Raw genomic sequence first — 24,686 nt, 5'->3', positions numbered from 1 at the left:
TCTAAAACGAAATCTCTTTTACAAAATTTTTGTTAGCAGTGAGATACTCGCCTTGTTGTGTTTTAAGTCGCGGCGTGTGATTCGACGTGTAGATGATGGTTTCAATATCAAAGGTTTCACCTACTTTTAGACTGCGAATAGGATCATTTTTAAACGAACGATCAGTATACAATTTACAACCTTTTGTAATTTCAACGCGTTTTGGAATTTGAGTCATATAGGTGTTCGTGTCAACAGATGATAGAGGTTCGACAAATTCAATATTCGCCGTTAAAATCAGACCTTCTTCTGTTTGTAAGCGTGGCGTTTCATTAGAGGAATACACAAGTCCTTGAATATTCAATAATGTACCTGGCTCAACATCTGCCACTTTTTGCGTAAAATCCACATCTTCGTACAATTTAATTTTTTTAATGGCGAGAACGGATTGTGGGGCAGTTTTAAAATAACGTTTACCCCCTATTTTAGTCGTATCTTCAGGTTCAAACTCGACTTTGAATGATTTTCGTTTCATCACATTTTCTGTTTGCGTTGAAGGATAGGACGCAAAAACTAACACCGTGTCATATTTCGAATAATCCACAGCAATATTAAAAGGCGCTTCTGTTTGAAATTGAAGTGCTTCTGTTGGAATAAGTAACTGACGACCTTTCATCTCAAAAGGCAAAGTTGATTCATTTAATTCATTGCGTACTTCTACAGCACGTACCCCACGAACCGATACCGCTTCAGGTTTCAATACATCAATCACTTCGTATTTTTGTCCTTCAACGATTTGTGTGCCTTGATAAACGGGATAACACGGAACTTTTAAGGATGTAATAGAGGCTAAGCCTATTTCTTGGTACACAATATTATTCTCTATGAATCTTGAAAATTGGGCATCTTCAAAAACAGATTTCACAAATTGTTCGAGCGCTTCTCTATCCCCTTGTTTAAATAACACATAGGCTACACGATACTTTTCTATCGTAAATAGTGCGTCCATATCGACATGCGTATTTTCAATTGTTTCACAAACCTTATCGAAAAGGGAATAGTACGCGGCTTTATCTTGCGACCTTAAAAATGTTTTTGTGAAGAAAAAGCGACTCATAAAGTCGAGTTCCATAAAACGAGAAATAGCATTCGTTTTGGCAACTTCAGGTATATTAAGCGAGATGACCGTTTTTAATAAATCATAATTAATTTTTGCTTTTTCGAATGGCGTCGTCGTTTTAACAAGTGACACATTTTGACTATATCGATTGACGTGATACACGGGTAATGTTGTCATTGTTGCGGTTGCCGCTTTAGCAATCAATTCAGTGAAAAACAATTTATCTTCCCCATATTTTAAATGTTTCAATCTGATATTATGTGTTTCCACTAAAGTCTTTTTGAAGATTTTTCCTGGAGGACCTACAGCACGGAAAACTTTTTCTATTTCATAAGGAACGAGCCCAGACCGATTTTCGAAAGATTGAAAACGCGCCACTTGTGTTACTTGTTTATCTGTATGTTTAAATGTACGCCCGAATCCTATATCAGAACCCTCAGCATGGACACGTTCAACAAATTCAATAAAATGATCATGATCAAGCCAATCATCCGCATCTAAAAATGTCAGATATTCCCCTTGCGCATGTTTCATTCCCTCATTGCGCGGTTCTGCTGGCCCTCCTGTATTTTCAGATAACTCCACGTACTGAATCATCTCATATTCTGCCGCATACTTTTTAATAATTTCTAATGAATCATCCGTCGAACAATCATCCACAAAGATGGCTTCCACGAACTCATGTTTTTTTAAATGGACTAATGATTCAATACAACGTTCTAAAAAAGGTGCTTTATTGTAAACCGGTACGATGACTGAAATTAATTTTCCCACTTTTTCACCCACTATTAGTTATTTTGTTAATTCTAACAAAACCGTTAACTTTTTTACAACTTAAATCTACTTTAAAAAATTATATTTATTCATTAGTTTGTTGATAGCATTACTCTGCATTGAATAAAAGAACACTAAAAAACGAGACTGTCACATAGACAGCCTCGCATTAATATTTTGTGTGCTTTTTAATTCTAAAAACATTCCTTTTTGGTAACTTACAATCGATGAATGGACTCTCTGTCAACGCGAGGGTGCTTCTTAAATCCATAGGGTCGAAGCACCTCATCCCCACGATTAGTTCTCCTCTAAATCCTTAAGTAAGGCACGGTAATTTTCAATTGCCGCTTGTTCACTAAATTTCTCGTCCAATTTCACATGCGGTATAGGATGCTTTGTAATTTCAATCATTTTTTGCGCCATGCCTTCTACATCTTGTGGCGGGACCGTATAGCCATTGAGGCCATTTTGAATTAATTCTCCCGGACCATATTTGATGTCATAGGCAATGACAGGACAATCATTATTTAAACTTTCCATCACCGATAACGCAAAGCCTTCATATTGACTCGCCAAAAGGGACGCACGATGTTTTGAAAAAAGTAAATCAGGTTGATGCGTTCTCCCCTGAAAGCAGACTTTTTCTGTTAAATTTAAATCTTTTATATGTGTTTCTACAGCTTGAATATCTTTATCTTCACCATAACCATAAATATTTAATCCATACGGATACCCTTGATCATGATAAATTTTAAAACTATCAATTATTTTAGGCACCTGTTTATTTTCATCAATACGGCCTATAAATACAAAGTTATCTTCTTTATGTTCTGCTTTCGTTGTGTTGATTTTTGTAAAGTGTGGAATCACCACAACGCGATCTGACCCAATATCATAGTCTTTCATAACATCTGCTTTTTGTTGATCTGTTAAAACAAAGATTTTTGAAATTTCATCATGTCGTGCTTGAGATACTTTATATCTTGATTTAAGTGCACCTTGAAGGTTTAAGTGACTACTGTGAAATACAAAGATGCTTTTTAGTGGTTGTTTCACATCTAATAACGACTTATCAATAAGACGTGCATCGTTAAATACGATGGCATTTTTCGGTAAAACGGCTTCAAAAAAGTACGTAAAAAATGCGTTTTCTGAATCAAATACTTTATATACTTGTCCGTGTTTGTATAAGACAATTTGAATGATTTTACTGCGTTCATCATCTGAAAAGTAACGCTTACAATAGACCTCTCCGTGTTGATTATAAAAGGCGTCGGCTAAGCGTTTATTCCTTTTAGTCGAATAGGTTGTTTTTTTGTGTAAATAGCCCCATTCATTGTATTCCCAACGTTCAATTTTATGCTTGACGCCTGGAATCATAAAATCTTCAAATTTGAGGATTCCCTTATCTATATCTTCATATTTACGATAGCGTACATATTGATTATTTTCATAGTATCTAACAACTTCTGGTGTTTTTTCTTTAATCTCGTGTTTTAAACCTTTTATCTTCACGTGATGACTTTGATATTTGGGTTGATTACGAAAAGGTGTTGTTGGAAATTGATAACATTCTCCATTAGAAATCCATTCAAAAATATTGATATGTTTCATCGTTTTACTCAATACGCCCCGCTGAATAAAACGCTTTTCAATCTGCGGATAATTTGGATTATAGTTAGTTGTTAAAATTGTGTGGTCTTGTTGTAACTGGGTCTCCAAGAATAAGTTTCTACTTAGTAAAGATTTTGTTCTTCCCCCGTGAAATTCCGGTAAAGTCGATGTTACCGTATATAACATGACGCGCACCCCCATTAATAAGTCATAATATCCTACTAATTATATAGGTATACATACTAATAAACAACCAGACGAAATCCCTTTTTATAATAAAATGTTTATAATAATTCATATCGAAACGATAACCGCTATTTTATCTTTTCAATAAATGCTATAATACGTGAGAATGAGAATTGCAAAGAGAGGATGATTCTTTATGAATGCACTATCCATCATAGTGCCATTCTATAACTCTGAGGAGTATATAGAGTCGTGTATTGACTATTTAAAACGTCAACGTAACCAGTCATTTGACCTCATATTTGTGAATGACGGTTCTACTGACAATAGTGAAAAATTAATGAAAGCCGCACTCAAAGGCTACGATAAAAACGTAAAATATGTGAAATTAGAGGAAAATCATGGACATGCGCACGCGAGAAATGTGGGAATGCAACATGTAGATACGCCTTATTTTATGTTTGTCGATGCGGATGATAAATTGGCCACTTATGCGGTGAATTTTTACCTTAAGCATCTGAATGGTCTCGACGGATTAGTTGCACCTATTCATGAATTTAGTCTTAAAATGCCTCAGTTTGTGGATCAAAACCGTGTGCAAGTGCAATATTTTGATTCGAAGCGGAATCCTAATTCGTTCTTACGTAAAAACACGGCGTGTAACATTATTTTCCGTACAGGTATCGTAAAAGCGCACAATATTCAATTTAACGAAGATTTAAAAGTCTACACCGACTGGTCTTTCATTCTTGAATATGTTCAATATGTGAATCATTTTGTACGCATTACGCAGTTTCCGTTTTATTTCAAAGGAGAAGTTTATGACCCGTTCGAAACTAATACCTTATCTGAACAAAGCTTTGATGTGCTCTTCGAAGATTATGTAGATAGCTTTATCGACGCTTTATCGCGTGTCAAAAAAGGCCCTGTCCGTGAATTTGTGAAGAAAAAAATGATTCAAAAGTTACATCAAGACTTTATGCCAAACCTTGATGAAACCCCACGTCGTACACAACTACATACGGACGCACTCGTTAAAGTCGCACGTCATTTGAACGTGGCTATTTTAAGTGAGAAAAAATTGTTATTCTCTTTAGAAATGCTCGCATTTGCGATGAATAAGCCTACATTGGCTTTACGTATTAATAAGTTCCGCTTCATTACACGTCATGCCAAACGTATTGCCTTGCGTCAAAAAGGAAAAGAGCGTTCTGAATACTTCTTAACGGACAAAGAGGAAAATGTGAATGACAAAACCGTCGTATTCGAATCATTTGGCGGTAAAAATTATAGTGATAGTCCAAAATATATTTATGAATACATGCAACATCATTATCCAGAACTCAACTACAAATGGATTCTCAAAGATCCGGAAAACAGTCATGTTCCAGGTTCAGCGACGAAAGTACAAAAAGAATCAAAAGCTTATTACAAGGCTTACTCTGAAGCCAAAGTGTGGGTTTCTAATGCGCGTATTCCATTGTTCTTAAATAAAAAGCCGAATCAGACGTACGTCCAAACCTGGCATGGGACACCTTTAAAACGACTGGCTAACGATATGAAAGTGGTTCGTATGCCAGGCACAACAACATCACTGTATAAACGTAATTTCAATAAAGAAACGTCACGTTGGGATTATTTGATTTCTCCTAACCGTTACTCATCCGAAATTTTTAGAACCGCATTTTGGATGTCACCTGACGATATTTTAGAAATTGGTTACCCAAGAAACGATATTTTAGTCAATCGTGCGAATGATGAAGCTTTACAACAAGAAATTAGAGAAGAACTCAATATTCCTGAAGGTAAAAAAATTGTCATGTACGCACCCACGTGGCGTGATGATGAATTTATTAAAAAAGGGAAATACACGTTCGAACTCAAAATTGATTTACCAAAACTTCAAGCGGCATTAGGGGACGATTACGTTATTTTATTACGTATGCATTATCTAATTGCTAATGCGATGGATTTAAATGGTTTTGAAGATTTTGCAATCGACGTTTCTCATTATGATGACATTTCTAGACTGTATTTGATCAGTGACGCATTGATTACAGATTATTCTTCAGTGATGTTTGACTATGGGATTTTAAAACGTCCACAGTTTTTCTTTGCCTATGATATTGAAAAATACGATAAAAACTTACGTGGTTTTTACATTGATTATCATAAAGATTTACCAGGCCCGATTTATACACAACCTGACGAACTGATCGAGGGCTTAAAACAACTCAACACGATTAAAACAGACTACGCTTCCCGTATCGACGCTTTTTATGACCGCTTCTGTTCTATTGAAAATGGTCAAGCCTCAAAATACATTGGCGACATGATTTACAACGAAATCATGAAAAAATAAAAAACAGGAGGGCCTAGGCTCTCCTGTTTTCAAATTGTAGACAAATCTTTCTTGTAAAAGGAGGCTTTGTCTTTTTTAGATTGCTCTCCTTTGTTTTAAAGTGACTCTCAATTTATTGATAAACTTCGATGAGTCGTTGTGTCGCAATACGACGTTCAGGCTCAAACATTTCTTCTTTCAAGAAATCGTCGACACATTCTCCGTCTTCAAGCACAATAAAACGGTCCACACATTGTGATAAAAAGGCAATATCATGAGAAATCATCACAAGTGTTTTTCCTGTTTCCGCATGATATTGGTTCAATTGTTGCACCATTTCATGCTCTACTAAAACGTCGACATTAGAGGTTATTTCATCACAAACGGTCATGTCTGGTTCTACCATGAGTGTCCGAATGACGTTTAAGCGCTGTAATTGTCCCCCGCTGACTTCTCGTGGATAACGTTCGTATAACTCTGTACTTAGTCCAAACGCTTGAACATATCTATCACAACGGGCTTGCAAATAGGTTTTAGCTTCAGGTCGCAAATGAAGTGTTTCTTTTAGTGCATCGCCTAGTGTTTGTTTCGGGTTAAACGCTTGATTGGCATGTTGAAAAATGGGTAAACGTATTTGAAAATCATTCTGCACTTTCCCTTTACTAGGGTGTCTGAGGCCAACTAATACTTCTCCGAGTGTTGTTTTTCCTGATCCACTGAGCCCAATAATGCCCACTTTCTCGCCATCTTTTATCGTGAGGTCAATTTGATGCAAGCGCCAGTCATGCGCTTGACCCACTGAAACATTTTCCAATTGTATCATTGTAAACCTCCTAATCTGCGACGTTGTTGAAAGAGCTGTGCCACCATCGGATGTGGATGATGTGCGTCAAATTCGTGAAAGGGACCTGACGCAACTATTTTTCCTTGGTCCATCACATAGACCTCATCGCAAATGCGTGCTACATGTGATAAATCATGCGTAATGATACATAAAGTCACGTCATGAGCATCTACAAGGTGCTTCAACAATTGAATAATGTGCGCACCGTTCACGACATCAAGGGACGCTGTGGGTTCATCCGCAATAATTACGTCTGGTTCTAGCATCATCACACTGGCAATGACTAAGCGTTGTAACTGTCCACCTGACAACATGAAACGATAGCGCTGTTTTAAATCTAAATCCTCTAGTCCAACCCACCCTAAGGCTTGTTGAATACGTGCATGCGCTTCTTCTTGCGTTACGTCATAATGATAACGGTATATTTGTAAGAGCTGTTTCTCAAGGGATGTGTGTTCATTAAAACTGTGCATGTAGTCTTGACTCATATAGCCAATACGTTTACCGAGTAACGTTTTCATCTCTGTCACGCTTTCACCTTTGTAGCGCAACGTGTCACACGCCATCGTCATTGTGTGCGGGAGTTGTTTGAGGAGCGCTTTACTCAGTAATGTTTTTCCCGAACCACTCGGCCCAATTAATGCTGTTACGTGACGGTGCATCAATGCTAAATCGATGTCGTACAATAACGTTTGTGCGGGCGTCGAGACGCTAAGCTTTTCAACTTCTAATTGTATTTCTGTCACTTTAACGCCCCTCCTTTGCAAAAAAGTCTCTTAATGCATCTCCCGTAAGTTGGAAGATGAGTATCGTGAGTGTAATTAAAATGGCGGGTGCTAATATCATCTGCGGTTCAGAAGTCATATAATCTCGGCCTGCATTCAACATTGCGCCCCACTCAGGTGTAGGCGGTTGCGCGCCGAGTCCGAGGAAAGATAAAGCCGCAATATAAAGCATAATTTTCCCAAAATCGACCGTAGCCACAACAAGTACTGAGGGCACAATATGGGGCAACATGTGTTTTATTAAAATTTTCCAAGTTGGGACATGAAACAGTTGCGCCATTTGAATATAGTGTTCTGATTTAATCCCAGCGACAATTTGACGTGTCAGGCGTGTGTAGGTCATCCAACGTAAGAGTGCCATCGCAAGCACTAAATTCCATATATTCGGCGATAAAAAGCTAGCCATCGCAATCATTAAGACAAATTCTGGAATCCCGAGGCCTATGTCCACGACGCGCATCAAGACGCTGTCGACTTTCCCACCAATATAGCCTGATAGCAAACCTAATGGGACACCAATTAATACACTGACAATGAGCGTAAACAAGCTGACGAGTAGAGTTTCACGTGCCCCTACGATTAACCGCGTCCACAAATCACGACCGTAATCGTCTGTTCCAAGCCAATGCGTAGGACTCATCGGTTCAAAAATATGATTAAGATTCACGTTATAGGCGGTTTCAGGAACGATAAAGAATTGGGCAATCACGATAAGTCCAATATATGCAACGAGCACCCAAACCATTTTTGGTAAGCGATAAATCATTTCATCGTTCCCTCACTTTCAAGTTGAATCGCATTTTCATTTAAATCACGGTGCGTTAAACGTCTTTTCGGGTCTAATTGCATGACAATCAAATCTCCAATCGCATTTGAGACCACAACGACAAAACCGAGCAATAGCACTATCCCTTGAATCACCGGATAATCCCGTGCACGAATACTATCGACTAAAAATTGGCCAAGACCTGGAATGCTAAATAGATTTTCAATGACGACGGTTCCTCCAAGCAGACTTCCCATTGAGAGTGCCAACATCGTCACTACTGGAATCATCATTGGCTTAAGTAAGATATGTTTCAATATGTAGCGTTCTGATAAGCCTCTTAAACGCGCCATTTCCACTTCTCTTGTTTGATAAAGTTCCAACAGTGTGGCACGCACCAATCTGACATAATAGGCGCACATACTAACACTTAAAGCGATGACAGGCAAAATCAAATGAAGCGGTGTTGAAAAGCCTGCAATCGGCAACCAGTGCAGTTGAATGGCGAATACATAAATTAAAATCACAGCTAAGAAAAAGGAAGGCAGACTGACCGCAATCGACGTGCCAATACGAATCGTATAGTCTAACGTGCGTTGATGGTGCCATGCCGCATAGATTCCTAAGGGGAGGGCGACACAAAGCACCACGAGCACTGTCAGCCCTGAGATGATGAATGTCGGCGGTGCATAATAGCCAATGGCTTTAAGCACTTGTCCCCCCGTCTGATAACTTTCACCAAAATCGAGGCGAACAATATGTCCTAGCCAAGCGCCATACTGTTCGATTAAAGACTGATTTAAGCCATGGGCTGTTTTGGCCGCTTCAAGTTGCGCCTGAGACACATTTGCCTCACTCGCATAGAGCTGCTGACTGATAGGGTCCCCTGGCGTTAATTTCATTAATATAAATGTAATGGTCGAAAGCACCCATAATAGGATGATGAGTTGAATGAACCTTCTCAATAATGTTTTAATGCCCATCTGTTATCGCTACCTTTTCGTCAATAAGATAAATATCACTCGGTGTCGTCTCAAGATGTTTCACACGTGATTGTGTGGCGTGAATCGTTTCGTTATAGGAAATATAACTATTCGGAAGGGTCGGTTGAGATTGTTGAATAATGTCATTCGTGAGTTCATGACGCGCTTTTTCCCCCACCGTATGATTGAGTTTTTCAATCAATGCCTTAATTTTAGGATTATCATAATCCCCTTTATTAATGCCCCCTTGCTTTAAGTAGGCTTGGTTAAAAAAGTAACCTGAATCGCCGCGCGGAAACGTGCCGATACTATATAACGAGGCGTCCCATTGTTTTCTATTCGCAAGGAATCCTTCAATATCTTCGACGTTACGAATATCAATATCAATATGCGCTTTTTCCGCATCTGATTGTATCACTTGAGCGATTTTAGGCAGTTCAGGTCGGCCATCATAAGAAGCGACGGTTAGCTTTAAAGGATGGTCAGCGTTGTAGCCTGCCTTTTCCATTAAATGCCGTGCCTTCGCAAGATTTTGCTTATGGACCGGTGTCTCTTTCAAAAATTTGAGTTCCGTATTAAACGGACCACTGGCAGGTGTCGCATAGCCTTTAGAAATCGCATCTACAATGCCTTCTCGATTAATTACATTATCCAATGCCGCTCTAACGGATGGCGTCATTTTAACACTATCATGATTGTACAAGAGCATTTGTGTGCGATAACCATTGACATGTTGGACGTGTGTTTCAGCATTAGCTTCAAGTCGTTCAACGTGCGTCACAGGCACATCTGTAATCACATCCGCTGCTCCCGCTTCTAAATGATTCACACGTGTTAAACCATCTTCTTGGTACGTCACACGAATCCCCTTTAATCTCGGATGACCATTCCAATAGTCAGAATAAGGTTGTAACGTGATGCCTTGTGACGGCTGATATTTTTTAACTTCATAAGGGCCTGTGCCAATAGGATGATCAGTGACTTTTTCCTCTGCCTTCGTATCAAAAATAGCCGCAAAAGGACTCGCCAACTCCGACGTTAATTCCGGATAAGGTTCTTTTGTCGTCAACGTGACCGATTGTCCATGCGCCTCAATATGCTGAATCGGTAAGGTCGACTTGAGTAAATCCCCGTGCGATAACGCATACTCGAGACTTTGTTTCACTTTTTCTCCTGTTAACAGTTTGCCATTTTGAAAATGAATATTGGATTTAAGGGTGAGCTTTAAGGTTTGAGGTGTCACTTGTTGGTAATCTTTAACTAAATGCGGCGTGACTTTACCGTCATTTGAAACTTTAAAAAGTGTTTCTGTCGCTCCCATTTTAACAGTATCATCTGTCTCATAAGGCGCGATATTAGTAGTTTTAAGAGGAAGTTCAACATCTAATATGTCATCTTCCGCTTTTGAATGCATGCCACATCCCGCGAGTAAAACAGGACAGAGACATGCGATCAAAAACGAATGTTTGAATTTCATAAGTTAGGCCTTCTTTCATTACGTCTCTTCTCATTTTAAATCGAAGAAAGGAATAAATACGTAATGAATATTATATCACAATAATATTAAAATCAAATAAATTCCCTTTTTATAACACAGGGAAAATCTTCAACATCAAGATTGGCTTTTTTCTAAAAATAATTTGGCTTGTTGATTGATGGTTTTAAAATCAATACCTTGTTGCTGAGCAGCAAATACACAGCCACAGTAACATTGACGAAAGATGTCGTATTCTTGACACATCGTAATCGAACGTTCATAACCTTTATTTTTTTTGAAATCACTTGGCAAATACATGACATCGTATAATTGTTGTACTTCAAGGCCAATGCCATTAATTAATTGCGCATTTTTCTTAGGTGATAACGTAATCGCACTTCCGAAGTAGTCATAGCCCATTTCGACTGCCGCTTGTGCGACCATATCAAGACGCATTTCAAAACACGCTGAACATCTGGCACCTCCTTCAGGTGCATCAGTCAGACCTTTGTCTTTCGCCATTTTCATAAATTCATGAGGTTTGTACGGCGCTTCAATATATTTCACATTTGCCCCTGTGCGTTGATTAAAATCTTCGACAAATTGTTCTTGAACTTTTGCACGACGCAAGTATTCATTTTTAGGATGTATGTTAGGATTCGCAAAATAAATGGCAATATCTGCATATTCCGTTAAAAACTCGAGCGTATAAGTACTACAAGGCGCACAACAGCTATGGAGTAAAATACGAGGACGTTCCCCTTCACGCTCCCAATGTTGAATCATTTTACGTAACACTTTATCGTAATTGATTTTTTGGTTTTTCATTTTATCTAAAATTTCACTTGCTTCAATCACAGTTAATCCCCTCACTTTTATATGCGTATTACATATTATTTTAACATTTCCTTTCAATAATGTAGGCCTTATTCATAAAAGTTACTGAAAAAATTATTTCAAAACGCATTTAATCGCTTTTGTTGAAATGCACAGAAAAATGAGACAATATCACATTTTTGATTCAATTGGATATGAATGTGGTATAATATATGTTGGCTCGTAAATGAGGTGAATTATTTGAGCTTTTATGATTACATGCAAGATTTCTTAGATGATGATACGCCCTTAGGTGATTTGGCACGGCATATTTATGCACACGCTGAGTTCCCAAAAGGACTAACAACGTCTGATGAGATTTTAGCGTGCTTTCGTGATGCTCAGCGGTATGATCACTTGAATTATGCCGACCTCAAGCGAGCGATTGCATTATATATGCAATTCGGATCCTTGAAATAGGATCGTATCATTCATTCTAATGAATGACTTACTGGGGTCTCGTTATGAGGCTCCTTTTTGTATAGACAATCTCATTTTTCAACACTTAAAAATAGATTAATATGTCTAAATTTTTTATATTAACAAACGCGATTAATGTCTTACCATTTCGGGTATTATTCGCTATACTAATACTATTTACTAGGCATGTTCAAGGAGGCCCCCGAGAAAATGAAAAAAATCATTTCTATCATTGTTTTATTGCTTCTAGTGATTGCGCTCATCGCCGTTTCAATAAAAGCCGTTACACATAACCCACTAACGGATGAGCGTTCCGATCAACAAGAGCAACAAAAGAAAAAAGATAAACCCCAAAAGAAAAAATCCACTGAAGAAGCAACTCAGGAAGCTGCAACTTCAGAACAATATTACGAACAACCGACACAAGAAAACCAGCAAACTGGGCAACAACCCGTAGCCCCTGCACCACGTTCCACAGAAGCACCAAGCAAACCGAAAACACCATCAACAGAACAAAAACCAAAGTCTGAGGAGAAGAAGAATGAACGTCCTTCGACAGCTGAACCGGCATCACCTCCAAGAACAACAGAACCCGCGTCCTCTCCTGCGACTGCAGAACAACCAAAACAACAACCCAATCCAACGACACAACCTGCGAATTCTACACAGCCAGCACAAAAACCATCAACACAACCGGCACAACCTAAAAACAATACAAACTCAACACAATCCTAACGACTTTTTTGGAAAACAGCATGATAAAAAATCGCCCTCAAAGTTTACAGAAAGATCAACTTTGAGGGCGATTTTATTATTAAATTTTAGGTGTTGTGATTGCGCAATGTCGTATTGTGCGCACTAAGCTCTGAATATTTTATTGAGCGCCTTCCCTTTGGCTAATTCGTCAATCATTTTATCCAAATAGCGCACTTCTTGCACAATAGGATCTTCAATATCTTCTACACGAATGCCACAAATCACGCCTGTCATTTTTTTTCGATCAGGATTAAGTTGCGGCGCCTCATTAAAAAATGTTTCAAATGAGACTTCTTTCTTCAATTGTGATTCGAGTTCTGTTTGTGAATATCCCGTATGCCAACGCATGATTTCATCGACTTCTTCTTTCGTGCGCCCTTTTTTCTCAGCTTTTGTAATGTAATGTGGATAAACCCCACTCACTTTCATATTGTAAATTTTTTGAGACATCGCAGTTCCTCCTCATAGACTCATGTAGCTTTGTTATGCCCAATGTATCATATCAAGGTGACGACTCAAATAGCTTTGAGCCCTTTCCTTTTTCATATCGCTTAATGCGTTGACGTTGGCTAAAAGGATAAAGCAACATGCCGAGTAAAAAGACACAGAGCCCAAAGCCCCCGAGCCATGCCGTTTCAGTGACAAGCACCTCGTACTCTATGCCGCCAATGGCCTCTCTAAATATCATCAAACTGTGATTAAAAGGTAAATAAGGTTGTATCATTTGCACAAAATGAGGCGCAGTCGCTAAAGGAAAAAGTCCGCCCGTACCGACAAATTGAAAAATCAGGCCTAGAAAAACGAGTAGTTTTCCTAATTTGCCCATGACTGCTACAAAAGAATAGATGATAATCAAATAAATGAGCGCGGTATAACTACTCACTGCCACAAAAAGCAGCGGTTGTTGCATCGGCACTTTTAAGATGAACAACACCGTGACCACCATCACTATCAGTTGAAGGAACGTTATCAAACTAAATATCCCAAATCTCCCTAAAAAATGGGTTCTTGTGCTGGTCAGTATGTGCTCTGGTTCATAAGGGTGGCGCACAGGGATCCATAACGTCGTGAACATTAACCCTAACCAAATAGCAATTGACATGGCAAAAGGGGTCAAACCACTTTGAAAAGACATCGGTGCATAAACACTTTGACGATCTAAATGAATAGGATTTGAGGCAACCCCTGCTTGTTTTTTCAAATCGATGCGCATGAGTTTTACAATATGTTCAAGTGTATTATCTTTATCTAAATCCTCGAACTGTTGATTCGCTTTAGCAATATCCCCTTGAACCGAGGGAATGTCCCTTTCTAACGATTGCGCGAGTGAACTTAAAGCTTGGCGCGCCCCAGGCTGTTGGTTTTGTAGATTGTTACGAACATTTTCATATTGGTCAAATAGCGGCGTTAACGCCTGATTCAATTGACCTGTGGCTACTGAGATCTCATACGCTTGTCCGCTTAAGATTGGACCGTAAGTCGCCACATTTTGTTGATGGATTTGATTCAATTGTTGATTTGCGACCATCGCTTCATTTTTATATTGATCCACTTGTTGGAGGCGTGCAATGTTCTGCTCAAGTTCCCCTTGTTGTTGATCTAGCGCGATAACCGATTGCTTAAACTGTTCGATTTTAGGCAACGCCTCATTGGCGAGCGCAATACTATCACGAATCTTTTGATAAGAAGGCAATTGATCTTCTAATTGGAGGCCTTGTTGATTCGCTTCATCTAATAACACTTTCATGACTGTCTGATTAAACGAAGCATCCGCTTGTTTAATCGCCTCTCCCATCATGGCATCCGTTAATTTAGGTGTCATGGCATTGACTTTTTCATTGACACGATAAGTCACCGTCGTTTGTTTCGGCTTATTTTGAATGAGGCCTGTCACATCTTTTGAAAAAGATTGAGGTATGTATAAAACTGCCGCATAGTTTTCTTTTTTCAACGCATGATCAGCGGCTTGCCGGTTGAGCACGTGCCACTCCCATTTTTTCTGACTCGTTAACTGCCGTTCGACCGCTTTCCCCACGTAAACTTTTTTATTTTGAATTTTGGTTCCTTGGTCTTCATTCACAATGCCAATTTTCATATGCTCAGTATTTTGAAAAGGGTCTTTATTCGCTGTCAAATCATACCAAACAAAAAGCGCAGGTAATAATAGGAGTATGATCATGACGACCCACGCGACAGGGCTTTTCATCCACTGTTTTAAATCCATCCCAAATACCTCGATGGGTTTTTTCATAGTTTCACCTCTAAATGAAAAAGTCTTTATTAATCTATTATAATCATGTAAAATTTGAAATGTATATATTTGAAATTTTAAAATCGTAAAAATTCGTTGTTTGAGGCGACGAATCCCGTTACATCAGTGGCTTCACATTCTAATTTTATGCTTCAAAATTTTCAAAGTATTAGGATTAAGGAAGGAGCACTTAAGTGAAAAGTAAATATGTTGTTCGAACACTCATTGCGACTACACTTGTCGTCCCCTCTTTAACCCCGGTAGATGCCTTGGCCACTACGGGTCATGATGTGGTTGATGACACATCCAATAACAAACCAAACACCGATCGCGCGCCTTCAAAAGAGACACAAGCGACTGAAGGCATGGATGCATTTTACAAAAAATACGGTGACACTGAAAAAACAGACACACCTAAAGAAGCTTCATCCGCTTCTACATCTGAAAATAATCCACAAATCCCTTCAAAAGACGATTTAACACAGACACGTAAGCACGCATCCCAACAATCATCTGAGAGGTCAGCACAACCGACACGTCAGACGACGTTATTCGAAACACAACCTGATGATAAAGAGGGCGATGCTCACTTAAGTGTTGTTGAAGATCCGGAGACCCGCGAATTTGTGAACCAAATTGCACCGTTAGCGCATGAAATTGCTGAAAACAAAGGGCTTTATGCTTCTATCATGATTGCCCAAGCGATTTTAGAGTCTGATTCTGGACGCAGTGATTTAGCAACCGCACCAAACTACAACCTTTTTGGGATGAAAGGACAGTTTCAAGGAGACTCTGTCAACTTTCAAACACTAGAGTCAGATGGGCAAAATATGTATCAACTGAATGCCGATTTTCGTAAATATCCGAGTCATAAAGAATCACTCGAAGATTATGCCACATTAATTAAAAATGGGATTGATGGCAATCCGACCATTTATAAAGACGCTTGGAAAAGTCAAAGCTCAAATTATCGCCAAGCCGCAACAGCTTTTGTCGGAACTTACGCTACAGATCCAGATTATGATCAAAAGCTGATTCATCTCATTGAGACGTATGATCTTTCACGTTATGATGACCCTGAACTTGCGAGCCCGCTAACTGAAGGCTCTGTTAAAAAGCCAGATGCTTTGAAAAATGTTAATTTCCAACGTTTCAGAGCGGCTGGAGGCCATGCCAACTATCCCCAAGGACAATGTACATGGTATGTTTATCATCGTATGGCACAATACCATGTGAATATTGCTAAAGACATGGGCAATGCGAGCGACTGGACTTATAATGCTTTAACTAAAGGCTATCAAGTGACGAACACCCCTCAACCCCACAATGCCGTCGTTTTTGAACCGAACCAATTCGGTGCAGATCGTTATTACGGACATGTGGCCTTCGTTGAAAAAGTGAATGACGATGGTTCTATCGTCATTTCAGAAACAAATGTCAAAGGCCTTGGCGTCATTTCTTATCGTACCCTCGATGCCAAAACAGCCAAGCAACTTGATTTTATCACAGGTCAAACCAAGTCATAAGGAAACAACGTGTACCCAACTGAAACAGCCTATCCCTAAAAAGAAGGATAGGCTGTTTTAGTTGTTTCTAGGCTTTCATCATATCTTCAACGTGTTGATACAATTCAGCTTCTGAAGTGCTATTCAGTAAGGCTTCTCGTTTCGCATCGTCCATCAAGTGGCGTGATAACAGTTGTAATGTTTTTAAATGCGTATCGTGACTTTGTTCTGGAACTGTAATCATAAAGATAACTTCAGGGACGGTACCATCTAAGCTTTTCCATGTGACGCCTGCATTATTTTTCAATACAGAGACAACAGGTTGTTGAACGCCTGACGTTTTCGCATGAGGCATCGCAATTTTCATCCCTAATGCCGTCGTGGACTCTGCCTCTCTCGCATAGAGGGCTTCTTTTAACTGTGTTTTATTTGTGACATAGCCCTGCTTCTCTAAGTTTTCCACCATATAATCAATAGCTTCGTCCCGTGTCATAGGTGCTTCATGAATCATTGTCGTTTCAGGATGCACAAGATGTGTCGTGTTTGTTTCCTCACTAGATGTTTCTTCGGCCGTTTCATTTTCCTGCGCTTTTTCTTGGTCGTGATCCGTCGTTTCTTGCGTCAAAGTAGGTTCTGCAGCTGTTACCACTTGAGGTGCACGTTGTTTTAAGACAAGCACAAGTCCCGCGGTCACTAAACTACCGATGATGACTGCGATAAAGAAAATCATCACTTTATCAATCCCACCTAAGATGGCAACAATAGGACCCCCATGGGCCACACGGTCACCAACGCCGCCTAACGCGGCAATCACGGCGGCCACCATCGCACCGATTATATTAGCTGGAATGATACGTAAAGGATCCTGTGCCGCGAAAGGAATCGCGCCTTCTGTAATCCCGAAAAGTCCCATCGTAAAGGATGCTTTCCCCATCTCAATTTCGTTACGATTAAATTTACGGCGATTGATAAATGTCGCAATCCCGAGTCCAATCGGTGGCGTACATACCGCAACAGCTACCATACCCATCACGCTGTAATTACCCTCTGCGATGAGTGCAGAGCCAAATAAAAATGCTACTTTATTTACTGGACCACCCATATCAAACGCAATCATTGCTCCGATAATCATGGCTAAAATAATGATATTGGCGCCTTGCATACCTTTCAGCCAAGCCGTGAGCGCCGCAAACACTCCTGCAATCGGTGCGCCGATTAAATAGATAAAAATCAAGCCTACAATAACAGAAGCGATAATCGGGATTATAATAATCGGCATAATCGGTGCCATTGCTTTAGGAACTTTCACCTGTTTAATCCATTTGGCAATATACCCTGCGATAAATCCGGCGACAATCCCTCCTAAAAAACCAGCCCCTGCGTCACTACCGTAAAAACTTCCATCTGCGGCAATTGCGCCACCAATCATCCCTGGAACGAGGCCAGGTTTATCTGCAATACTCATCGCAATATATCCGGCAAGAATCGGCACCATAAAACTAAACGCTAACGCCCCTATTTTTTCAAAAGGTTTCCAAAAGGAATCATCGGGAATGACTATGCCTTCTGTGGCTGTCTTTTGACCCCCAAGTGACAAAGCGATTGCAATCAGCAACCCACCAACAACGATAAAGGGCACCATAAAAGAGACCCCGTTCATTAAATGGACGTACACTTGTTGGAGACCTTGATGCTTTTGTGGCATATCCTCATTTTGAGATGCTGCTTTCTCTTGAGAATTTGTACTATGATAAATTGTGGCCTTTTTGTTTTGAATGCGCTGAATCAACGCTTTCGGATGATGAATGCCTGCACGCACATTTTCATTGACTAACAACTTTCCATCAAAACGTTGTAAATCGACTTGACGGTCAGCGGCAATAATCACGCCATCCGCTTCTTGAATATCTTGAGCAGTAAGTTGATGCTCAACGCCTACTCCACCTTGCGTTTCAACTTTGATGTCCACGCCGAGTTCTTGCGCGGCTTGTTCTAGCTTTTCTTGCGCCATATACGTGTGTGCAATGCCATTGGGACAAGACGTCACGGCTACAATCTTCATACCAACACTTCCAATCTATGAATTTAAATACACTCATATCATATAGCAGCCTATCCAGGGAATCAACAAAAATTAAAAGCGCTTACAGAAAGGCGTAAAAAAGAAACTGAGCCTTTCTCAAATCTCAGTTCCTCTTCTTAAATATTCATCTCATCAATTGTGTAGTTTATTTCGTTATTGACGTATCACGTTCTTTTTCTTCACTGATTTCATCACATGCCACTTCGACACAGTATCCTTCAAAGTGACAATTCGGACAGCACAATTTGCGTGTGCGCGGTGTATGTGATGCAAATAACCATTCTTTAAATGGGGGTTGAAATACATGGTGACACTGTGGACACATATAACGTACGTGACGATAGTAGTTTTGAGTAATATAGGCCGCAGCAAGAAGGCTTCCACTCACACCTGTGACAGAGGGCCATATCTTTTTACGTTTCACGCTTTGATAATGCGCAAAGAGTTCCATTACGGTCGTAACTGAGGCGATGGCCAATGTTTTGTAAGTTAAAAATGGAACGTCTCGGTTCGATTTTAATATACGATCAATATCGTTCAACGTTGTGAGAGGAGAGTGACTATCATGATGAATCATTTTATTCATGGCTTTCATCTCCTTTAATTGTGCCTCTTTTTGATGTAACTCTTTTTCAAACTGAGCGATATTGTCATCGAGCAATAATTTGACTGTGTTTAAGGCTTGTGTTTCTTCGACTATTTTACGGATGTCCTTCAGTTTAAATCCTAATTTTTTTAAAATCAAAATCGCTTTTAACTTTTGCGCCTCTACCTCTGTATATGCGCGATATTGACTGTCCTTATGCGTAGCGGGTTTCAGAATTTGCTTTTCATCATAATACTGTAACGTCCTTGTAGAGATCCCATATGATTTTGCGAGTTCCCCGGTCGTATAATATTTCATGTCGTCACCTCCCTAATTCAAAAGTAACGTATCACGTTGCGTGAGGGGCAACAATTTCTTTCATAATAAATAAAAATTTCTCTGTTTCATCTATAAAAGGCGCATGTGCAGCATCTTGAAAGTAATAGTAACGTTTATAGCGTGAACCAATCTTTTCAAAAAATATGCGACTCTCTTCTAATGTCGTTTGTAGGTCATGCACCCCTTGCATAATAATCATTGGTACCCATATTTCCTGGGCAATATCGAGCAAATTCGTACGTGTCATTTCTTTAGAGAGGCGTGGTGCCCCCATTAGACCACTCCGCAAAATATTCAAACGCTCTAACCATGAATAATGCGGCGTTTTTAAAATGACTTGAATCATTTTAAACAACCCATAGCCTCGACTCGAAAACCCTACTTTGTATCTTGCGGTATACCATTCTCTCAACAATTGGTAATATTTATTTTTATGAAAATCATAATCCAAATGGACTTTTTCTAACAATTGTAGTCCGCCATGATCGCCTTCTTGGCGGACAAACATTTTAATTTGATTTAAAATACGATGCTCATTTTTTAGCACATGCCCGAGTTGGCCAATCCCAATATAGGTCGCAATATACTGCGGATGTTGGTGCGCCAAATGCGTACCCACAATGGTGCCAAACGAATGGCACATGAGATAGACTTTCGATTGATTAAATTTAGTGCGTAAATGTTGAATTAATTGATACGCATCGTCCACGAGTGCTTGTATGGTCTCTTCTGTATGCACGCCTGACATACCTGTACCCGGTTGATCCCAATAAACGACCGTATAATGGTGCGTCAAATCCACTTGATGGGCACTCATAAAAGGATACAACGGAAATCCAGGGCCCCCATGAATAATTAGCAACACAGGGTTTGATGTATTCCTTGTTTCAATAAGGATACCTTGTCGCTTTTGATTGATTGATAAATATTCTTTTGTTACTTTTTTAGACGCAGTTTGTTTTTTCATGATTACATCATTTCCTTCTTCTCATCTCTTTTATTATAGCTCACAAATACAGAAGACGTTACGGAAATGAATCTCAAAAAGACCTCTTTCACTTTCGGAGGATTGTCCGAAAGCCAAGAGGTCTCTTTCCGTTATTACTGATTCAATTAACGGATGAGTAATCCTCCAGCGCCCATTACCGAGACACTGACACTCAACGTCCTCCATAAATTCCATTCTTTTTGAATAATAGAGGGAGATCTAGGAGCTTCAACCTATCGAAGTTTGCGACTCACGTGTGACATTTTCTGAGATAGACGACTGTCACTCGCAAACTAAGAATCCTTCACTAAATGTTGTTACTATGGCAGGTCTATGATTTCTTTAAACCGTTTAATTTTGCTAAACAATATAAACTTATTGCGACGAAGACTAAAACAAGCACGATGGGCAAAAATCCATTTGATTTGATCGTCCAAACGAACGCCATCATTGCTACAAAAAGCGTCATCGTATAGCCATACCAATAGCCCCAAGCTTTATTCAATACACTTTTGGGAAATAGTCGCGCATCCATGTTATACACCATTTTATCTGACTTTTTAGCAAAGGCGATGGTAAGATACGCCATACCTATAAGAAGTAAAATCCATGCAATAATTTGTGGCATCTCTTTCCCCCTCCTTAAATTGTGCTTCTATTTAAGGTTAACAGACAAATATTTCGTTTCCAAGTACGGTTCGATGCCTTCAATGGCACCTTCACGTCCATAGCCACTTTCTTTCATACCGCCAAATGGGGCATGGGCAGCTGATGGTGCGCCGTCATTCCATCCAATCACACCGTAGTCGATACTGTTAAACAAATGGAGGCCTGTTCGATAATCATTTGTAAAGAAATAAGCTGCGAGTCCAAACTCTGTGTCATTGGCCATCTTAATCGCTTCTTCCAAATCGCTATAACGCATAACTGGCGCAATCGGGCCAAATGTTTCTTCATGCATACATTTCATCTCTTGGTTGGCTTGTGTAATGACGACAGGTTTGAGGAAATTGCCTCCGAGTTGTACTTCATCAAGTGTACGTGATAACTGACCGCCATGTGCCACCGCATCTTTAATGTGATCGAGAACTTTATCTACACCGTCTTGATTGATTAATGGGCCAACCGTAACGCCTTCATCAAAACCATCACCGACTTTTAATGCATGTACTTTTTCAATTAAAAGTTGCTCGTATTTTTCCGCAATCGCTTCATGGACATAGATACGGTTAGCGCAAATACATGTTTGTCCCGCATTTCTAAATTTAGACGCTACCGTTTGTTCGACAGCAAGTTCAATATCCGCATCTTCATGCACAATAATTGGTGCCAAACCGCCAAGTTCCATCGTAACATTTTTAACCGTTGCGGCAGCTTGTTCAATCAGTTTTTTACCGACGGGTGTTGAACCTGTAAACGTCACTTTTTTAATCTGTGGGTGTTCATTAAACAAGCGTCCCGCATCTTTACCACTCGCGATAATATAACTGATGACGTCTTTCGGAATACCCGCTTCGTGCGCAAGTTCAACGAGACGTTTTGTCGTGAGCGGCGTTTGAACAGCAGGTTTACACACAATCGTACAACCCGCTGCTAAGGCCGGTGCCATTTTACGTGTAATCATCGCCGCTGGGAAATTCCAAGGCGTAATCGCACCGACGACCCCAATCGGAAATTTATCAATAATAATTTTTTTATCAGGTGTGTTCGCCGGAATCGTACGGCCATACGTCCGCTTCGCCTCTTCGGCATACCAATCTACATATGAGACCGCATAGTCGACTTCTCCTTGTGCCTCTTTGAAAGGTTTGCCCCCTTCTAATGTAATGAGACGTGCTAATTCATCTTTATGTTGTTTAATTAAAGCAGACCATGCCCATAATAAACGTGAACGCTCATGTGCGTCCACTTTGCGCCAAGATTGAAACGCTTGTTCAGCTCGATCAATTTGCGCATTGATGTCGGCCTCTGAGGTGTAATCTAATGTTTCGACCACTTCTTCAGTAGACGGATTTAAAACTTTTAATTCAGTCATATGACGACCTTCTTTCAATAATTTTTATTTATAAAGACTTACATCAACTTCTAATTTTCAGAATATTACATCTTTATCGTATCATGTTCTCCCAATTGGGACATCTATTTAACACGATAGATGTATCTTCTTATAAATATGCATCTCAAAAAGTTGGCTTCAACATCAAAGTCGTTATCGACAGCCCGCCCCATTTAAGATAAAATATGCTAGATGAATCGAGTAAATTTAAGAAAGTAGGATACAAACATGACAACAGCATTACCTAATTGCCCGAGTTGCGGATCAGAATATACTTACGAAGATGGAGCACTTTATGTTTGCCCGATGTGCGCACATGAATGGACACCAGAATCTGTCGCAGAGGAAGCCGCTGCTGCCATTATTCGTGATGCCAATGGAAATGAACTCAAAGATGGAGACACGGTCGCAGTGATTCGCGACTTGAAAGTAAAAGGAGCTTCAAGCACGATTAAACAAGGCACAAAAGTGAAGAATATTAAACTTGTTGACCCTGAAGATGGTCATGACATCGACTGTAAAATTCCAGGTTTCGGTCAAATCGGTTTAAAATCCGAAGTAGTCAAGAAAATCAACTAAAACAAAGTTGTGCTGTAGCGAAGCATGAGGAAATAGCCATCAAAGTTTATCTAGGGATAGATTTTGATGGCTTTCTGTTATAGGTGAGTGCTATGTCCTTTACTTCTTAATTCATTTCGAGTGCGCATGAGCCTATTTTTGTTGGAGCCGTTGGTAAAAACGATACCAAAACGGTTTAATCGGTTTTATAAAATCTCCAATATACTCATTGACATGTGCGTTAAATCCTTCTTTAAATCGTTGCACACCTTCATCTTCTGCATTCTCAGTGAAATCTCCGGTAATGCCATAAAAATTATAACAATCAATGTCATGTTGTTTGGCAAATTGAATCATTTGCCATTGTAAACGATAAGCCCCCATATAAGCGTTATAACGAGGGTTAGAGCCACTCGATAAGTAATAGACTTCATGGTCATTGTAAATATAGACCGCGGCTGCTAAGTCTAGGGCCGTGCCCTCCGATTGTATGCGCTCGGTCGTTTCTTTCAGTTTTTTCTCTTGGCTAGTGATTTGTTGTAACAGTTGCTGGTGCTTCGTTTTCGTCTTTTTAGAGTTGCTGTTTTCAGCGAGTGTGGCCTCCACCTGTGCCATTTGCTCCCTCAATACATTCAACCGTTGTTGATACGTCTGCTTTAGTTGTTCAAGGTCGATGTACGCCAACTTTAACATGATGTGCTCTCCATAGATGCGTTGCAATTGCTCAAAGTACGGTAAATCACGGAACTTAAATCCGTGTTTTTCTTCTGCCATGCGAAACAGTTTGAAAAAGCGGTCCGTTTCTTCATAAGGTAACGTTTTGACTTTGACACCCATTTCATATGTTTTTTTAATATTACGTCGGGTTTGATAATTCATTTCTTTCAACAATTGATCTTCTGTTTTATCTTTCAAATCTAACACTGAATGCCAACGAATTTGGCTCGTGGCAGAGTAACCTACGGAATAGCCTTGATGTACGTAACCTAATGAAGCCATGACCTGTTTCATTGCTGTGTTATCACGTGCTTCGATGATCTCCCCTTTCGCATTGCGCACATTTTCTATTAAATAAGGATCTGTTAAAACATAAAGACAACGATGCCGTTTTAAATAGGCGGTCAATTGCTCAAAGAAAAATTTAACGAGTGACGTGTTGTTAAAGTCCATGACCGGTCCGCGTTGTGTATAAAAATATTTAAAAAATTTCAAACTGCGCGCTTCTGTTAATAGACATGCTGCGATGACATTTTGCGCCTCATCTTTAACCCCCACGAGATGCGCAACCCCTTGTTGTTGGCGAAATTTCAAATGCGGGACGGATTGTGTATAGTGTGAAAAATGATTTCTTGTAAATGTATCAAATTCTTCAGTCGTTAATGTGACAAATTGCATGCGC

Annotated in this window: 21 protein-coding genes; 5 read left to right on the top strand and 16 right to left on the bottom strand. The window is 39.7% G+C overall.

Features of this window, described 5'->3' with window-relative positions; genetic code table 11:
* Position 1 precedes the first annotated feature (1 nt).
* Both PYW36_RS01465 and PYW36_RS01460 read right to left on the bottom strand, forming a co-directional pair.
* Complete coding sequence (locus tag PYW36_RS01465; RefSeq protein ID WP_103159671.1) at positions 2-1,873, bottom strand: DUF5776 domain-containing protein; 1,872 nt, start codon at positions 1,871-1,873, stop codon at positions 2-4.
* 297 nt (positions 1,874-2,170) lie between these two features.
* Positions 2,171-3,673, bottom strand: a complete 1,503-nt coding sequence (locus PYW36_RS01460; protein WP_172458426.1) for a glycosyltransferase — start codon at positions 3,671-3,673, stop codon at positions 2,171-2,173.
* Between the two features lie 196 nt (positions 3,674-3,869).
* On the opposite strand from PYW36_RS01460, the gene PYW36_RS01455 reads away from it, so the two are divergent.
* Positions 3,870-6,035, top strand: coding sequence for a bifunctional glycosyltransferase/CDP-glycerol:glycerophosphate glycerophosphotransferase (locus tag PYW36_RS01455; protein ID WP_103159673.1), 2,166 nt, complete (start codon positions 3,870-3,872; stop codon positions 6,033-6,035).
* A 112-nt stretch (positions 6,036-6,147) separates the two neighbouring features.
* Here the strand turns inward: PYW36_RS01455 and PYW36_RS01450 are convergent, their stop codons facing one another.
* From PYW36_RS01450 to PYW36_RS01425, 6 genes are all read right to left on the bottom strand, one after another.
* Complete coding sequence (locus PYW36_RS01450) at positions 6,148-6,837, bottom strand: ABC transporter ATP-binding protein (protein WP_037576014.1); 690 nt, start codon at positions 6,835-6,837, stop codon at positions 6,148-6,150.
* Positions 6,834-7,604, bottom strand: coding sequence for an ATP-binding cassette domain-containing protein (locus tag PYW36_RS01445; RefSeq protein WP_229717300.1), 771 nt, complete (start codon positions 7,602-7,604; stop codon positions 6,834-6,836). The genes PYW36_RS01450 and PYW36_RS01445 overlap by 4 nt, the downstream gene beginning before the upstream one ends.
* Before the next feature lies 1 nt (position 7,605).
* The gene (gene nikC / locus PYW36_RS01440; protein ID WP_051604994.1) at positions 7,606-8,409 is read right to left on the bottom strand and encodes a nickel transporter permease; all 804 of its coding nucleotides are present in this window, start codon (positions 8,407-8,409) and stop codon (positions 7,606-7,608) included.
* Positions 8,406-9,392, bottom strand: coding sequence for a nickel ABC transporter permease (gene nikB, locus PYW36_RS01435; RefSeq protein WP_037576018.1), 987 nt, complete (start codon positions 9,390-9,392; stop codon positions 8,406-8,408). Before nikB ends, nikC begins: the two co-directional genes overlap by 4 nt.
* Positions 9,382-10,869, bottom strand: a complete 1,488-nt coding sequence (locus PYW36_RS01430) for an ABC transporter substrate-binding protein (RefSeq protein WP_103159674.1) — start codon at positions 10,867-10,869, stop codon at positions 9,382-9,384. Before PYW36_RS01430 ends, nikB begins: the two co-directional genes overlap by 11 nt.
* A gap of 135 nt (positions 10,870-11,004) precedes the next feature.
* The gene (locus PYW36_RS01425; RefSeq protein ID WP_037576020.1) at positions 11,005-11,727 is read right to left on the bottom strand and encodes an epoxyqueuosine reductase QueH; all 723 of its coding nucleotides are present in this window, start codon (positions 11,725-11,727) and stop codon (positions 11,005-11,007) included.
* Positions 11,728-11,904: 177 nt separating this feature from the next.
* On the opposite strand from PYW36_RS01425, the gene PYW36_RS11350 reads away from it, so the two are divergent.
* Both PYW36_RS11350 and PYW36_RS01420 read left to right on the top strand, forming a co-directional pair.
* Positions 11,905-12,165, top strand: coding sequence for a YozE family protein (locus tag PYW36_RS11350; RefSeq protein ID WP_084276063.1), 261 nt, complete (start codon positions 11,905-11,907; stop codon positions 12,163-12,165).
* A gap of 210 nt (positions 12,166-12,375) precedes the next feature.
* The gene (locus tag PYW36_RS01420) at positions 12,376-12,900 is read left to right on the top strand and encodes a hypothetical protein (RefSeq protein ID WP_103159675.1); all 525 of its coding nucleotides are present in this window, start codon (positions 12,376-12,378) and stop codon (positions 12,898-12,900) included.
* Positions 12,901-13,023: 123 nt separating this feature from the next.
* Here PYW36_RS01420 and PYW36_RS01415 read toward each other — a convergent pair whose 3' ends face one another.
* Together PYW36_RS01415 and PYW36_RS01410 are read right to left on the bottom strand one after the other, a co-directional pair.
* Complete coding sequence (locus tag PYW36_RS01415) at positions 13,024-13,371, bottom strand: DUF2200 domain-containing protein (protein WP_103159676.1); 348 nt, start codon at positions 13,369-13,371, stop codon at positions 13,024-13,026.
* Between the two features lie 52 nt (positions 13,372-13,423).
* Positions 13,424-15,172, bottom strand: coding sequence for a YhgE/Pip domain-containing protein (locus PYW36_RS01410; RefSeq protein WP_103159677.1), 1,749 nt, complete (start codon positions 15,170-15,172; stop codon positions 13,424-13,426).
* A gap of 194 nt (positions 15,173-15,366) precedes the next feature.
* On the opposite strand from PYW36_RS01410, the gene PYW36_RS01405 reads away from it, so the two are divergent.
* Positions 15,367-16,698 carry a glucosaminidase domain-containing protein gene (locus PYW36_RS01405; protein WP_229717301.1) on the top strand — a complete coding sequence of 444 codons (1,332 nt, stop codon included), beginning with the start codon at positions 15,367-15,369 and terminating at the stop codon, positions 16,696-16,698.
* A 67-nt stretch (positions 16,699-16,765) separates the two neighbouring features.
* On the opposite strand, the gene PYW36_RS01400 is transcribed toward PYW36_RS01405, so the two are convergent.
* The 5 genes from PYW36_RS01400 to PYW36_RS01380 form a co-directional block, all read right to left on the bottom strand.
* Positions 16,766-18,739 carry a fructose-specific PTS transporter subunit EIIC gene (locus PYW36_RS01400; protein ID WP_103159678.1) on the bottom strand — a complete coding sequence of 658 codons (1,974 nt, stop codon included), beginning with the start codon at positions 18,737-18,739 and terminating at the stop codon, positions 16,766-16,768.
* A gap of 166 nt (positions 18,740-18,905) precedes the next feature.
* Positions 18,906-19,664: a MerR family transcriptional regulator gene (locus PYW36_RS01395; protein WP_051604997.1), complete on the bottom strand. Its 759-nt coding sequence runs from the start codon at positions 19,662-19,664 to the stop codon at positions 18,906-18,908.
* Between the two features lie 31 nt (positions 19,665-19,695).
* Positions 19,696-20,652, bottom strand: coding sequence for an alpha/beta hydrolase (locus PYW36_RS01390; protein WP_103159679.1), 957 nt, complete (start codon positions 20,650-20,652; stop codon positions 19,696-19,698).
* Positions 20,653-21,004: 352 nt separating this feature from the next.
* Positions 21,005-21,301: a hypothetical protein gene (locus PYW36_RS01385; protein ID WP_103159680.1), complete on the bottom strand. Its 297-nt coding sequence runs from the start codon at positions 21,299-21,301 to the stop codon at positions 21,005-21,007.
* A 27-nt stretch (positions 21,302-21,328) separates the two neighbouring features.
* On the bottom strand, positions 21,329-22,708 hold the full coding sequence (locus PYW36_RS01380) for an NAD-dependent succinate-semialdehyde dehydrogenase (protein WP_103159681.1): 1,380 nt from the start codon (positions 22,706-22,708) through the stop codon (positions 21,329-21,331).
* A gap of 249 nt (positions 22,709-22,957) precedes the next feature.
* On the opposite strand from PYW36_RS01380, the gene PYW36_RS01375 reads away from it, so the two are divergent.
* Positions 22,958-23,308, top strand: coding sequence for a zinc ribbon domain-containing protein YjdM (locus tag PYW36_RS01375; RefSeq protein ID WP_037576054.1), 351 nt, complete (start codon positions 22,958-22,960; stop codon positions 23,306-23,308).
* A gap of 132 nt (positions 23,309-23,440) precedes the next feature.
* On the opposite strand, the gene PYW36_RS01370 is transcribed toward PYW36_RS01375, so the two are convergent.
* Positions 23,441-24,682: an aminoacyltransferase gene (locus PYW36_RS01370; RefSeq protein ID WP_103159682.1), complete on the bottom strand. Its 1,242-nt coding sequence runs from the start codon at positions 24,680-24,682 to the stop codon at positions 23,441-23,443.
* Positions 24,683-24,686: the final 4 nt, after the last annotated feature.

The organism is Staphylococcus chromogenes (assembly GCF_029024625.1).
Lineage (GTDB): Bacteria > Bacillota > Bacilli > Staphylococcales > Staphylococcaceae > Staphylococcus > Staphylococcus chromogenes.
Note: the sequence above shows the minus strand (reverse complement) of the source record. Positions and strands in the feature narration are given on the sequence as shown.